The sequence below is a fragment of the Catellatospora paridis genome, from assembly GCF_009720365.1.
Classification (GTDB): Bacteria; Actinomycetota; Actinomycetes; order Mycobacteriales; family Micromonosporaceae; genus Catellatospora; species Catellatospora paridis.
Map to the genome: position 1 here is coordinate 43,346 of NZ_WBZD01000042.1, position 13,424 is coordinate 56,769.

The window sequence follows — 13,424 nt, forward strand, 5'->3', positions numbered from 1 at the left end:
GTGTAACGATCACGCGCCAGGGCCGGCGCGGTCGTCAGGAGCCGTAGACCTCTTCGAGTTCGAGTTCGAAGTCGACGCCGTGCTTCTTGAACCAGGTGATCGGGTCGTGCGCGACGCCGTCGACGTGGATCTCCAGGTGCAGGTGGGTTCCGTACGAGTAGCCGGTGTTGCCCGTCATGCCGATGACGTCACCGGCCTGGACCCGGTCGCCCGGCTTGACCAGCACGCGGCTGGAGTGCCCGTACAGCGTCTGCAGGCCGTGGCCGTGGTCGACGATGATCGAGTTGCCGTAGCCGCCGTTCCAGCCGGCCTGAACCACCACCCCGCCGCGCACCGCCATGTACGGCGTGCCCTCGGGCAGCCCGGCCAGGTCGAGTCCGCGGTGCGGCCGCCCCCAGCGGATGCCGTAGCGGGAGCTCAGCGTGTAGTCGTGCAGCGGCAGCACCCACGCGTCGGGGGCCTCCTGGCTGATCGACGTGCTGAGCTGGCGGTCGCCGCGGTTGGGGCGGGCGGCGATGTCAGCGCGGGCCGCCTCGCTGAACGCCGCCATGTGGTCGCCGGGGGCGTCGGCCTTGGCGTCGGGCACGACGGCCGCGGCGCCGAAGGCCACGATGCCCGCACCCGCGGCGGCGGTGGCCAGCACCGTGGCGTACCTGCTGCGCGATGGCGTGCCCGCGCGGCGCCGCCCGCAGTAGCGGTCCGCCTCCCTGACCAGCTCTGGCCGATAGCGCACGACCACACCCTTCGGTCACGTCGGGCGCCGGACCGTCCGGAGCCCCTTTTCAGGCGAGTCGCCCTCGCCAGGGATGGCACTGCAGGACAACGTAACCAAATCGGGCACTAGACACAAGTCACTAGACATGCCAAAAACCTCTCTAAATCCCCAAATCGTCTCACGTTCATGTTTCGCGTCTGCGGCGTCGCGCTCCCGGCGAACCCGACCGCGGGCGGGACGGGCGGTGGGCATCGGCGTGCCGTACGCCCGATGTAGACGGTCGGGACAGACTCCCCGCCGATCGGTCGAACGTGACCGGGTTCGGGCGAGCGGGCGGCACCCGGCTCCGGGTGCGGTCCGCCGAGAACCGGTCAGTGGGCTGTATCACCGGACCGGACAGCCCGCCCTCACCGGAACAGGTGGCCGGCACGCCTGCCACACCCTCGACCTGCCACGACTTCTCGGGACCCATCGGGCATTTCGGCTCGCCCTGCCCCGCGTCCGCCGCAGCCGCCGGGCGCGCGGCGGGCAGGATAACGCGACCGCGCCAGTCTCCAGGTTCGGCGTTCAGCGAAAGCTCAGACATGCGACGCACGATGGCCACGCTTCACCCGAAACCGCAGAGCCCGGCATCCGTTGTCTCGCTTAGCAACGGAGGTTTGGCCGACGGTGGCATCGGGAAGCAACGATGCACCGAGACAGTGGAGGCATGATGACAACGCTGGAAGGCACGCTCGACCAGGCACAGCTCGGCGTGCTGTTGAAGGCACGCTACGAAGAGGCCGCCGAGCAGTTGCGGGTGCAGAGCGAGTCGGTCCGGCAGCTGCGGCGCTCCGGCGACCAGGGCCCCGGCGACGTCGCCGACGCGGGCACCATGGTCTCCGACACCGAGCAGCAGGACCTGCTGACCGCGGCGCTCGACGACCACATGCGCAAGCTGTCCGACGCGCTGGCCCGGTTCGAGGGCGGCTCGCTGGGCACCTGCGACGGCTGCGGGCAGCAGATCCCGCCCGCGCGCATGGAGATCATGCCCTGGTCGACCCACTGCGTGAAGTGCCAGGCGGCCGCCGAGCGCTGGCGCTGACCGTCCCCTGACGTGAAGGCCCGTCCCCGCGGGGACGGGCCTTCGTCGTCGGTCAGACCGGCGCGGGCGCGGCGTGGATGAGGCGGATGACGCGCTGGCTCACCGCGTCGTAGTCGTGGTCGTTGACCAGCTCGCCGCGCACCTGCGCGTCGCCCATCACGGCGATCCGGTCGGCCAGCGTGACGATCTCCGGCAGGTCCGACGAGATCAGCAGGATGGCCATGCCCTGTCCGGCCAGCCGGGCGATCAGCTCGTGGAACGCGGCCTTGGTGCGCACGTCGATGCCGACCGTCGGCTCGTCCACGATGAGGATGTCGCAGCTCGCGGCGAGCCACTTGGCGAGGCTGACCTTCTGCTGGTTGCCGCCGGAAAGCTGGCCGGCGAGCTGGTTCGGCGAGGCGGCCCGGATGCCGAGCAGCTCGGTGTACTCGGCGACCACGTCGCGTTCGGCCTTGTCGGGGATGAGGCCGAAGCGGGCCAGCCGCCGCCAGACCGTCACCCCGACGTTGCGGGTGATCGGCTGCTCCAGGAACAGGCCCTCGCCCTTGCGGTCCTCGGGCACGTAGCCGATCCGGTGGCGGCGCAGCGCCTCGCCCACGTCCCGGATGCGCACCGGCGTGCCATGCACGCGGACCTCGCCGCCGGTGATCGCGTCGAGGCCCAGCAAAGCCTTGGCCAGCTCGGTGCGCCCGGCGCCGACCAGGCCGTAGAGGCCGAGGATCTCGCCACGGGCGACGGTGAGCGAGACGTCGCGGTGGCCGTGGCGGGTGTCGAGCCCGGCCAGTTCCAGCGCCGGGGTCGCGTCGCGGTCCACGGTGCGGGCGGTGAGTTCGACCGAGGCGTACGCCCGGCCGACCATCAGGTCCACGATCTCGTCGCGGGTGTACCCCGACAGCGGCTGCGCCTGCGCGACGCTGCGCCCGTCGCGCAGCACGGTCACCGTGTCGGCGACCGCGAACACCTCCTCGAGCTTGTGGCTGACCAGCACCACGGCGTGCCCGGTGGCGGTCAGCTTGCGCACGATGGCGTAGAGCCGGTCGGCCTCGTCGCCGGTGAGCGACGCGGTCGGTTCGTCGAGCAGCAGCACCCGGGTGTCCACGGACAGCGCCTTGGCGATCTCGACCAGCTGTGCCTGGGCCACCGACAGCTCCGCGACCCGGGTGTCCGGGTCCAGGTCGAGGTCGAGCAGGCCCAGGCAGCGGCGCGCCTCGGCGCGCATCCGGGCCCGGTCGACCATGCCGAGGCGGTTGGGCAGGTGCTGCAGAGCGATGTTCTCCGCGATGGAGAACTCGGGCACCAGGTTGCGTTCCTGGTGCACGACCCCGATGCCGGCGTGCAGCGCTTCGAGCGGGCTGCCGAAGTGGACGTCGTCCCCGTCGAGCACGACCCGGCCGGCGTCGGGGCGGTACACCCCCGTCAGGATCTTCACCAGGGTGCTCTTGCCCGCGCCGTTCTCGCCGAGCAGCGCGTGCACGCTGCCCGCGGCGAGCTGCAGCGTCACGCCGTCCAGCGCGCGTACGCCGGGAAACGACTTGCTGAGGCCTTCGGCCAGCAGTATCACGACGACCTCCGGGAGAGCTTGGTCCGGATCGCGCCGGACAGCACCACGCCGAGCACCACCGCGCCGACGATGAGATCGACCCAGCGCCGGTTGATGGCGAACTGGGCCTGGGCCACGTCGACCAGCCGCACGATGAACGCGGCCAGGCTGGTGCCCAGCACGCTGACCACGCCGCCGGCCAGCGCGACGCCGCCGATGATCGGCGCGGCGAAGCTGGGCAGCAGCAGGTCGTCGCCGATGGTGGCGTTCACCGAGCCGGACTGGGCCAGGGTGAGCACCGCGGCGACCCCGGCCAGCAGCCCGGACAGCGCGTGCGCGAGCACGATGGAGCGGTCGTTGGACACGCCGGACAGCCGGGCGGCGAACGGGCTGCCGCCGCTGGCCAGCAGGTGCCGGCCGGGCACGGTACGGGCGAAGAAGAACCAGACCATGGCGGCGACCGCGCAGGCGATGAGGAACACCACGGGCAGCCCGAACAGCGACGCCTGCCCGAGTTCCTCGAGCCCGGCGGAGTAGTCCTGGTAGGTGCCGGGGCCGTTGACGCCGTACCGGAGCCCGTCGATGATCGTCATGGTCGCCAGCGTCACGATGAACGCGTTGATCCTGGTGAACACGACCAGCAGCCCGTTGCCCAGGCCGACGGCCGCGCCGAGCAGCATCGCCCCGGCCACCGCGAGCGGTGCGGGCAGCCCGGCCTCCAGCATGGCCCAGGCGGCGACCATGGCGCAGAAGCCGGTGAGCACGCCGACCGACAGGTTCATCTGGCCGATGGCCAGCACGACCATCTGCGCCAACCCGATGATCATCGGTACGGCGAGGAAGCGGAAGAACGCCGCCAGGGTGCCCGCGGACAGCATGTTGCCGTCGGTGGTCAGCGTCAGCGCGACGAAGCCGATGACCGCGAGCGCGACCAGGGTGAACTCCGAGGTGCGCACGGTGCGCCGCAGCCGGCTCGGGGCCGCGGCGGGCGTGGTGGCGGCCCGGGTGGGGGTGGATTCGACGGTGCTGGTCATGCCGGCACCCCCCGCCGCTCGGCGAGCACGTGGCGCAGCCGGTCCAGCGACAGCGCGGCCAGCAGCACCAGCCCGATGTAGAGCTTGAGCTCGTCGACCTGGAACTGCAGCAGGTTGAGGCCCTTGTAGATGACCTGGGTGATGGCGGTGCCGAGCACCGTGCCGAGCACGCTCACCGCGCCGCCGACCAGCAGCGTGCCGCCGAGCACCGGGGCGAGGAACGACGGCAGCAGGAAGCCGTCGCCGACGCCCGCGGAGAAGGCGCCGTTGTTGGCCGACAGCAGGAACCCGGCCAGCCCGGCGAGCAGGCCGGACAGCGCGTGCGCCTGGATCGTGCGCAGCCGCACCGGGATGCCCGACAGCTCGGCGGCCTTGGCGTTGGAGCCGGCCATCAGCACCTCGCGGCCGGTCCGGGACCACCGGAACAGCAGTCCCACCACGAGGACCGCGACGAGCGCGATCGGGGCGAGCAGCGGGATCTCCGGCCCGCACACGTCGCCGGCGCAGTAGTCGGCGAAGGTGTCGGTGCGCAGTGCGGACATGCCCGCGGGCAGGCCGTTGAAGGCCACACCGTCGGTGAAGCTGGCGTAGAGCAGCGAGACCAGGCCGATCAGGGCGAAGTCCAGGGCCAGGGTGACCACGAACGAGTTCACGCCGGTGCGCGAGATGATGAGCCCGGCCAGCGCGCCGAGCAGCGCGCCCATGGCCAGGCCCCCGGCGAGCGCCAGGATCAGCGGCGCGTCGAGGCGGTCGTGCAGCAGGCCGGAGGCGAAGGCGCTCATCGCGGCCATACGGCCCACGGCCATGTTCATGTGGCCCAGGGAGAGCACGGCGAGCTGGGAGAGCCCGACCACGGCGTACACGCTGATGTCGGCCTGCATGGGCACCAGCGTCAGCTGGGTGTTGAGGAAGGCGGGGCGCAGCGTGGTGAACAGCGCGATGAGCGCGATCAGCAGCACGACGAGCCCGATCCGGGGGTTGGCCCACAGCGGCAGCCGCGCGGGCGGCCGCGGCTGCTCGGGGGTGGTGGTGTCCTCTTGCTTCACTGCACTCTCCGGGGGTGTGGCGCGTCGCGATCGGCGCGAACGCGCCCCGGCCGCGTGGGGTGAGGCCGGGGCGCGTTCCGCGGTGGCCGGGGCGGATGCGGCTCGCCCCGGCCGTCAGCGTGTTACTTGGCGCAGGTGAGGTACTTGCTGTCGAAGTCGGACTTGAGCGAGGTGGTCTTGGCCGCCCGGTCGTTGTCGTAGGTGGCGACGTTGGCCGTGGTGACCACGAACGAACCGGAGTCGATGATGACACCCGGGGTGGCCATGGTGCAGCCCTCGGACAGCTTCACCAGTGCGTACGAACCGACGTAGGCCTGCCCGACCGGATTCTGCAGCACGGTCGCGGCGACCTCGCCGGCCTTGATACCCGCGATGATGGTCGGGTCGTCGTCGATGGCGATCACCTTGATCGGCAGCTTGGCCTGCTTGACGCCGCCCGCCGCGGCCACGGCCGGGTTGTAGGCGGTGGTGACGATCGCGTTGACCTGGCTGCCCTTGGCGGCCAGCAGGTCGGCGACGGCCTTCTGCGCGGTCTGCAGGTCCTTGTCGATGTCGGTGATGGTGTCCAGCAGCTTGACCTTGCCGCCGGTCTCGTCGACGGCCTTCTGCACGCCCGCGATGCGGCGCTGGGTGTTGGAGTCGACCTTGTTGCCGGTCAGGTGGACCAGGTTGCCCGCGCCGCCCATGGCGTCGACGGCCGCCTTCGCCGCCTTGTACGCCGCCTCCTGCACGTCGGTGGACAGGCAGAAGTCGGCCAGGTTCTTGTCGCCCGCGGGGCAGGACGCCAGCGAGCCGACGTGGAAGCCCTGCTTCTTGAGGTTCTCGAAGGTGGAGTTGATGCTCTCCGGCGCGACGCCGAAGATGCCGAAGGCGTTGTAGCCCTGGGCGGCCAGCGAGGTGAGCACGTCGTTCTGCTTGGTCTGGTCCCAGCCGGCGGTCTCGTTGAAGGTGACGTCGCCGAAGGCGAAGTCGGTCTTGGCCTTGCCGCCGGCGTCCTTCCACGGCTGGAAGTACGGGTGCGCGCCGCCGGGGACCAGCGCCACCTTCACCTGGGCGGCGGTGAGGGCGCTCGTGCCGCCCTCGGGGGTGTCTTCCTTCTTGGTGCAGGCCGACGCCGCGATCACCACAGCGAGCACGCCGACGATGGAGCCCAGTCGAACAAACGGCCTCATGCCGAGTTCCTTCCCTAGTCAGGCACTTCGAGCTATCGAAATCCTATAGGATATTTCCTAGATGTTTACTCGGTCGCGTTGCCGCAGTCAACCCCTGATCCGTAACGACACTGACCGAACATGGAAATATGAAAACGCTTTCTACGCAAGGCTTCGCCGCCGCCGCGTAACATCCGCGGCGACGGCGAAGTCCACTGTGGTGGACGGAGCGGGTCGAGGCCTCCACTCCGTCCACCGGGTCAACTGGGGATGATGTCGAACTTCTCCCATCCGCCGATGGCGGCGCGGTTGGCGATCAGCGCCGCCGCGCCCGCGTTCTCGGCTGAGACGTACCGGTTGTTCGCCGTGGCCAGCAGGCTGACGCTGCCGTCGCTGTTGGCCACCACCCGGAACGTCTCCCACGCGCCGGACGCCGTCGCGTTCGCGATCAGCGGTGCGGTGTTGTCGGCGTGTACGAACCGGCTGTTCACCCGGGCGCGCAGCGCGATGAGGCCGCCGCCGAGGTCCACCCGGTCGAACTGCTCCCACGGGCCGACGGCGGTGCGATTGGCGATGAGCGGGGCCGCGCCCGCGTTCTCCGCCGCCACGTACCGGTTGTTGACCCGGGCGCGCAGGCCCACCACCGACGACGGCGCCGGCGGGTTGTAGCGGTCCACCCAGTATTTCGTGCGGGTGAGGTAGGCCGTCTCGGCCGCGGCCCCGGTGAGGCCGTACGCACCCGAGAAGGTCTGGTAACCGTTACCGCCCGGCGGAGCGGCGCTCGCCGGTTCGATGACCGAGCCCTCGTGCCACTCGTTGAACGAGGTGATCGACACCCAGGCCGGCGGGCCGCCGTTGGCCGCGGCCAGGGCGTTGCCCCACTCGCGGTCGTACGTCGCCCCGTTGTCGCGCCCGAGCGTCGGGGTGGTGTTGCCGGGCACCGCCCGGTCGTCGATGTAGCCGGGTCCGACGGACGGGGCCCAGACCAGCCCGTTGGCCTTGCAGAAGGCACTCGCGTTGGCCCACCCCGGCGCGCTCGCTCCGGCGATCGCGTCGTAGGTGTACATCCCGCCGAAGTTGGCCACCTTCGAGGTGTCGGTGGTCTGCGCGAGGATGATGTTGCTGCTCCGCAGCGGCGCGATCGGGGCCCAGTCGGTGATGCGCAGGCTCTCGAACACGTAGAACGCGGGCCGGTTGCCGTGCGCGGCGTCGCGGTAGTACGCCGCGTGCGAGCCGTACCGGCTGTTGAGGTAGTTGACGTCGGCGACGGTGGACGCCGCGGTGCGCCCGGCGTAGGGCTCCAGGTGCCAGGCGACCTTGATGCCGTGCTGGTTGGCGGCGTTGAGCACCCCGGGGACCAGGCGGTCCTCGTAGGAGTTCTGACCCCACCAGCTGTAGACGATCACGCCTACCCCGGCCTGGGCGATCCAGGCCATGTGCTGGTTGACGGCCCCGGCATAGTCGCCGGAGTCGTACGCGCCGAGCTTCGGGTACAGGTTGGCCCCGATCGCGTTGGGCGGGGTGAAACCGCCCTGCTGCCAGTGCCGGTAGGAGCCGTTCACGGCCGGGCTGCCGTACCAGGAGTAGTAGAAGATGTGCACGTTGGACGCCAGCGGCGCGGCGGCCGCCTGGGCAGCCGCGGTGACGGGTGCCGCCACCGGCGGGGGCGCCGACGCCGCGGGTGACCCCGCGAGCGCCAGCGCCAGCCCGACGGCCGGCAGCAGGACGGACCAGGTCCGCCTGATGCGTTTCATGATCTTTTCCCTTCCGGGTCGATCAGGTTCACTGCGTGACGAGGTCGAACTTCTCCCAGGGGCCGATGGCGGCCCGGTTGGCGATGAGCGGCTCGGCCCCGTTGTTCTCGGCGACCACGTACATGCCGTTGACGTTCGCGCGCAGGCTGACACTGCCGTCGGAGTTGTTGACCAGCGTGAACGTCTCCCAGGCCCCGGCTGAGGCCCGGTTGGCGAGCAACGCGGCCGCGCCGCCGTTCTCCGCGCAGACGAACATGTTGTTGGCCTTGGAACGCAGGGCGTAGTTGGTGCCGCCCAGGCTGACCAGGTCGTACTGCTGCGTGGTCCCGATGGTGGTGGAGTTGGCGATCAGCGCCGTGGTGGCGTTGGCCGCGGTGACGTACCGGGTGTTGGCCCGGGCCCGCCACGCGACCACCGGGTTGGCCGGCGGCGTGCCGCCGGTGGTGAAGGTGAACGAGTCGACGTCGAACAGGTTGCCCGCGCCGCCCTTGAACACCAGGTACAGCGTGGTCGAGCCGGACGGCGCGCCAGACAGCGCGGCGGTGACGCTGGTGAACGTCTCCCAGCTGCCGGTCACCGGCACGGTGACCGTGCCGAGCAGGGTGCCGGTCGCCGAGCCGGTGCGCACCTCGATGGTGCCGCCCGCGCCCGCCGAGGAGGCCCGCACGCTGATCTGGGTCGCGTTGCCCACGATGTACGGGTTGTAGGCGATCCAGTCGTTGTTCTCGATGTAGCCGGCGGTGCGCCCGCCCTCGGCCGCCGCGTGGGTGGCCGGCTGCACGCCCGAGGTCGTGGCGTAGTGCTCGCCCTGGCGCTTCTTCGGCTGCAGGGTGCGGGTGCTGCGCGAGGTCAGCCCGCCGTTGTCGGTGTAGCTGGCGTCGATGACGCCGAAGATGTTCGCCGCGGCGTCGTGCTCGCCGTCGACCGGGATGGTGATGGTGCCCGAGCAGCCCGTCTTCGAGGTGATCTGGTGGGCGTGGCTGTCGTGGCCGAGCGAGTACGTCACCGTCACCCGGGCGCAGTTGATCGCGCCGTCCTCCGGGTCGCTGACGCTGACGTTGAACGACACCGTGTCACCGAAGTTGAACAGCTGGCCGTTGCCCGGGGTGGTCAGGTTGATCGTCGGGGCGGCGTTGCCGACCGTGACGACCAGGCTCGCCGTGCCGGACAGACCGCCCGGGTCGGTGACCTTCAGGGTCGGCGTGAACGTGCCGTTGGTGTTGTACGTCTTGGTCGGGTTGGCCGCCGTCGACGTGGTGCCGTCGCCGAACGTCCACAGGTAGGTCAGCGCCCCGCCCTCCGGGTCGGAGCTGCCCGCCGAGGAGAAGTTGATGGCCAGCGGGCTCGGGCCGGAGGTCTTGTTGGCCGAGGCCACCGCGACCGGGCTGCGGTTGCCGCCGCCGATGTACTCGACCCGGAACAGCCCCTGGTTGTTGGAGCCGGTGCCGTAGTCGAGCACGTACAGCGCCCCGTCGGGGCCGAACGCCATGTCCATGACCTGGGTGCCGGTCCACGGGAACGCCGAGATCTCCCCGGGCGTGCCGTCGCCGTTGACCGCGATCGCCTTGATCCAGCGGCGGCCGTACTCACCGGCGAAGTAGCGCCCGTCCATGGACTGCGGGAACTTCACCGTCGAGGTCGACGACGCGTTGAACCGGTACACCGGGCCGCCCATCGGCGACTCGGAGCCGCCGCCGAACTCCGGCGGGGTGCCCGCGTCGCCGCCGTAGCGGATCCAGCTGGCGCGGGCCGCGGGCAGCGTGGCCTGGCCGGTGTTGCGGAACGAGTTGTTGGCCGGGCCGCCGGCGCAGTTGTACTTCGGGCCGGTGGCGTTCGTGCTGAAGTTCCACTCGTTGTACGTCTCGCTGGTGGTGTTGGTGCCGGTGCAGTACGGCCAGCCGTAGTTGCCCGCCGACGTGATCCGGTTGAACTCGACCTGCCCGTTGGGGCCGCGGTTGGCGTCGGTGGTGCCCGCGTCGGGGCCGTAGTCGCCGAGGTAGACGACACCGGTGGCCTTGTCGACGCTCATCCGGAACGGGTTGCGGAAGCCCATCGCGTAGATCTCGGGACGGGTGTTGGCGGTGCCCGGCGCGAACAGGTTGCCCGACGGGACGGTGTAGCTGCCGTCGGCCTGCGGCTTGATGCGCAGCAGCTTGCCGCGCAGGTCGTTGGTGTTGCCCGAGGACCGCTGCGCGTCGAACTGCGGGTTGCGGTTGGTGCGCTCGTCGATCGGGCTGTAGCCGGCCGACTCGAACGGGTTCGTGTCGTCGCCGGTGGTCAGGTACAGGTTGCCGGCGCTGTCGAAGTCGATGTCGCCGCCCACGTGGCAGCACTGGCCACGGTCGTTGTCGACCTGCAGCGTGATGCGCTCGCTGCCGACGTTGACGGTGTCGTCGGTGTTGAGCGTGAACCGGGACAGCCGCAGGTGGCCCTTCCACGGCGCGAAGTCCGCCGCGGTGCCGGTGACCGGGGCGTCGCCGCCGGGGGTGGTCAGCGGCGGCGAGTAGTAGACCCAGATGTAGCGGTTGGTGGCGAAGTTCGGGTCGACCGCGATGCCCTGCAGACCCTCCTCGTCGTGGGTGTACACGGACAGCTTGGCGGCCTGCTTGGTGTTGCCGTTGACGTCGGTGACCCGGATCGTGCCGTCACGCGCCGTGTGGATCACCGAGCGGTTGGGCAGCACTGCCAGCGACATCGGCTCGCCCAGCTCGGCCGAGCCGGTGGCCAGCGACACCTGCTGGTAGTCGGCGGCCGGGATCGGCGCGGCCTGGGCGGCGGGGGCGGCCGCCGTGACGGACACCGCGACGCTCGCGGCGAGGGTGGCGGTGGCGGTGAGCCACAGCCGCCACCGTGGGATCTTCCTCATGAGCTTCCTTCCGGGGTGGGGGTGCCCCCGGCGCGCGGGGGCTTGCGCGCCGGGGGGGTGGAGCGGGGAGCTTCGGTCAGTTGCCGTAGACGTCGAGCTCCCAGATCGAGTAGCCGTACTGGGTGAGGGCGCGCTGGGTGCCGTTGACGCGCACGTAGCGGCCGGTGCCGGTGACGTTCACGTCGTCGACGCCGCCGTCGCTCGTGGTGGTGGAGTGGACGGTGGTCCAGGTGGCGTTGTCCGGGGACGTCTGGATCTGGTACGCCCGGCCGTAGGCGGCCTCCCAGCTGATCCGGACCCGGCTGATGGTCTTGCTCGCGCCGAGGTCGACCGAGATCCACTGCGGGTCGGCGTAGGCGCTGCCCCAGCGGGTGCCGGTGTTGCCATCCACGGCGTTCGCGCCGTTGTGCGCGCTGCCGGGCTCCACGCTGGACACCGTCACCGGGCGGTTGCGCGACAGCAGGACCGGGCCGGTCCCGGCGGGGGTGCCGTAGACGTTGAAGTCCCACAGCGAGTAGCCCCACTGGGTGGCCCGCGCCGTGCCGTTCATGCGCACGTAGCGGCCGGCGCCGGTGAGGGTCACGTCGTCCACGCCGCCGTCTCCGGTGGTCGTGGAGTAGACGGTGGTCCAGGTGCTGTTGTCGGGCGAGGTCTGGAGCTGGTACGCCCGGCCGTAGGCGGTCTCCCAGTTCAGCCGTACGCGGGTGAGGTTGTGCGACTGGCCGAGGTCCACGGTGATCCACTGCGGGTCGGCGTACAGGCTGCCCCAGCGGGTGGCGGCGTTGCCGTCGACCGCGTTGGCCGCGACGTTGCCGCCGGCCTCGGTGCTGGAGACGGTGACCGGCTTGCCCTGTGCGACGTCGGTGGCCGGCGGCTGGCTGCCGTCGGTCTTGATCCGGATGTTGCGGTAGTTGATGTCCGCGCCCGTGCCGTCGTTCTGCACGCCGATGTAGCCGGTGGCGATGGCCCGGGTGCTGTTGTAATCGTTGATCTTCACGCCGTTGAGCCAGATCTCGACCCGCTGGCCGTGCAGCCCGATCTCGTAGGTGTTCCACTGCCCCGGCGGGTTGAGCGCGGCCGCGCGGGCGGTGGTGTTGGGCGCCTGGAAGCTGTACACGCTGCCGGTGGTGCGGCTCGGGTCGGCGTCGGTGGCGTCGATCTGGATCTCGTGACCGGCGTTGACCGGCCCCCACGGGTCGTTGAGCGGGTCCGGGAAGCCGATGAACACCCCGCCGTTGTCGTCGCCCGGCATCATCCAGTCGACCTTCAGCGAGTAGTTGCTGTAGGTGCGCACCGGGAACCACAGCAGGCCCATGCCGCCGAACGAGGTCAGCGTCTCGTTGGCCAGGGTGAACCCGCCGGGTCCGGCCATCCGCCACTGGTTGAGGCTGTTCTGCGTGCCGTCGAAGATCGCCGTGTAGCCGGTCTCCGGGCGGCAGTCGGCGGGCTTGGACCCGGCCGCGATCTGGATGCCGCCGAGCAGCATGGTGCGGAAGTTCGCGTCGGTGTACGTCTCCTCGGTGTGGCCGAGGCCGGTGTACCAGGAGCGCCCGCCGCCGTAGTTCTGGCACCAGGTGATCGGGTGGTCGCCCATGGTGCCGCCGGTGTACGACGACTCGACCAGGCTCGCGAGGACCTTGACGTTGGCCCGCGGGTTGGCGCGGTAGTTGTACCACTCGTCGGTGCGGGTCCAGGTCGGCGGCAGGTGCGAGGTGGAGATGTTGGACCGGTCCTCGACCCGGATGGTCGCCTGCTGGGTCGCCGGGTGCGAGGAGAAGTACGCCCCGACGAGCCCCCCGTACCAGGCCCAGTCGTACTCGGTGTCGGCCGCGGCGTGCACGCCGACGTAGCCGCCGCCGGAGGCGATGTAGCTCTGGAACGCGGCCTCCTGCGTCGCGTTGAGCACGTCGCCGGTGGTCGACAGCCAGATGACGGCCTGATACTGGGCCAGGTTGGCGGTGGTGAACTGGGCGGCGTCCTCGGTCGCGGTGACCGTGAAGCCGTTGGCGGTGCCCAGCGCCTGGATCGCGGCGATGCCGTTGGGGATGGCGGAGTGGCGGAAGCCGGCCGTCTTGGAGAAGACCAGCACCTTGGTCAGCGGCGCCGCCTGCGCCGTGGCAGGCAGCGCCAGCGCCGCCGACCCGACCGCCAGGGCCAGGCCGGTGAGCAGGGACAGAAACCTTCTGCGCATCGTTGCTCCTTCGAAGTGACGCCGGAGGCGACGGACGGTCGCC

The 13,424-nt window shown here is 70.7% G+C and carries 9 protein-coding genes; 1 reads left to right on the forward strand and 8 read right to left on the reverse strand.

Going from position 1 to position 13,424, the window contains the following annotated elements; all coding sequences use genetic code 11:
• Positions 1-34: 34 nt before the first annotated feature.
• Positions 35-733 (reverse strand): M23 family metallopeptidase, encoded by a 699-nt coding sequence (locus F9C41_RS37215; protein WP_230690298.1) that lies wholly within the window; start codon positions 731-733, stop codon positions 35-37.
• 694 nt (positions 734-1,427) lie between these two features.
• On the opposite strand from F9C41_RS37215, the gene F9C41_RS37220 reads away from it, so the two are divergent.
• Positions 1,428-1,799 carry a TraR/DksA family transcriptional regulator gene (locus tag F9C41_RS37220; RefSeq protein ID WP_196280110.1) on the forward strand — a complete coding sequence of 124 codons (372 nt, stop codon included), beginning with the start codon at positions 1,428-1,430 and terminating at the stop codon, positions 1,797-1,799.
• 52 nt (positions 1,800-1,851) lie between these two features.
• Here F9C41_RS37220 and F9C41_RS37225 read toward each other — a convergent pair whose 3' ends face one another.
• The 7 genes from F9C41_RS37225 to F9C41_RS40915 form a co-directional block, all read right to left on the reverse strand.
• The gene (locus F9C41_RS37225) at positions 1,852-3,360 is read right to left on the reverse strand and encodes a sugar ABC transporter ATP-binding protein (RefSeq protein ID WP_155391547.1); all 1,509 of its coding nucleotides are present in this window, start codon (positions 3,358-3,360) and stop codon (positions 1,852-1,854) included.
• Entirely contained in the window at positions 3,357-4,373 is a 1,017-nt protein-coding gene (locus F9C41_RS37230) for an ABC transporter permease (RefSeq protein ID WP_155391548.1), read from the reverse strand. The genes F9C41_RS37225 and F9C41_RS37230 overlap by 4 nt, the downstream gene beginning before the upstream one ends.
• Complete coding sequence (locus F9C41_RS37235; RefSeq protein ID WP_155391549.1) at positions 4,370-5,419, reverse strand: ABC transporter permease; 1,050 nt, start codon at positions 5,417-5,419, stop codon at positions 4,370-4,372. Before F9C41_RS37235 ends, F9C41_RS37230 begins: the two co-directional genes overlap by 4 nt.
• A 122-nt stretch (positions 5,420-5,541) precedes the next feature.
• A complete protein-coding gene (locus F9C41_RS37240; RefSeq protein ID WP_155391550.1) occupies positions 5,542-6,591 on the reverse strand; it encodes a sugar ABC transporter substrate-binding protein in 1,050 nt (349 codons plus the stop codon).
• A gap of 239 nt (positions 6,592-6,830) precedes the next feature.
• The gene (locus F9C41_RS37245; RefSeq protein ID WP_155391551.1) at positions 6,831-8,324 is read right to left on the reverse strand and encodes a glycoside hydrolase family 99 protein; all 1,494 of its coding nucleotides are present in this window, start codon (positions 8,322-8,324) and stop codon (positions 6,831-6,833) included.
• A gap of 28 nt (positions 8,325-8,352) precedes the next feature.
• Positions 8,353-11,190, reverse strand: coding sequence for a PQQ-dependent sugar dehydrogenase (locus F9C41_RS37250; RefSeq protein ID WP_155391552.1), 2,838 nt, complete (start codon positions 11,188-11,190; stop codon positions 8,353-8,355).
• Positions 11,191-11,266: 76 nt separating this feature from the next.
• Positions 11,267-13,381, reverse strand: coding sequence for a ThuA domain-containing protein (locus F9C41_RS40915; protein ID WP_196280111.1), 2,115 nt, complete (start codon positions 13,379-13,381; stop codon positions 11,267-11,269).
• Positions 13,382-13,424 lie beyond the last annotated feature (43 nt).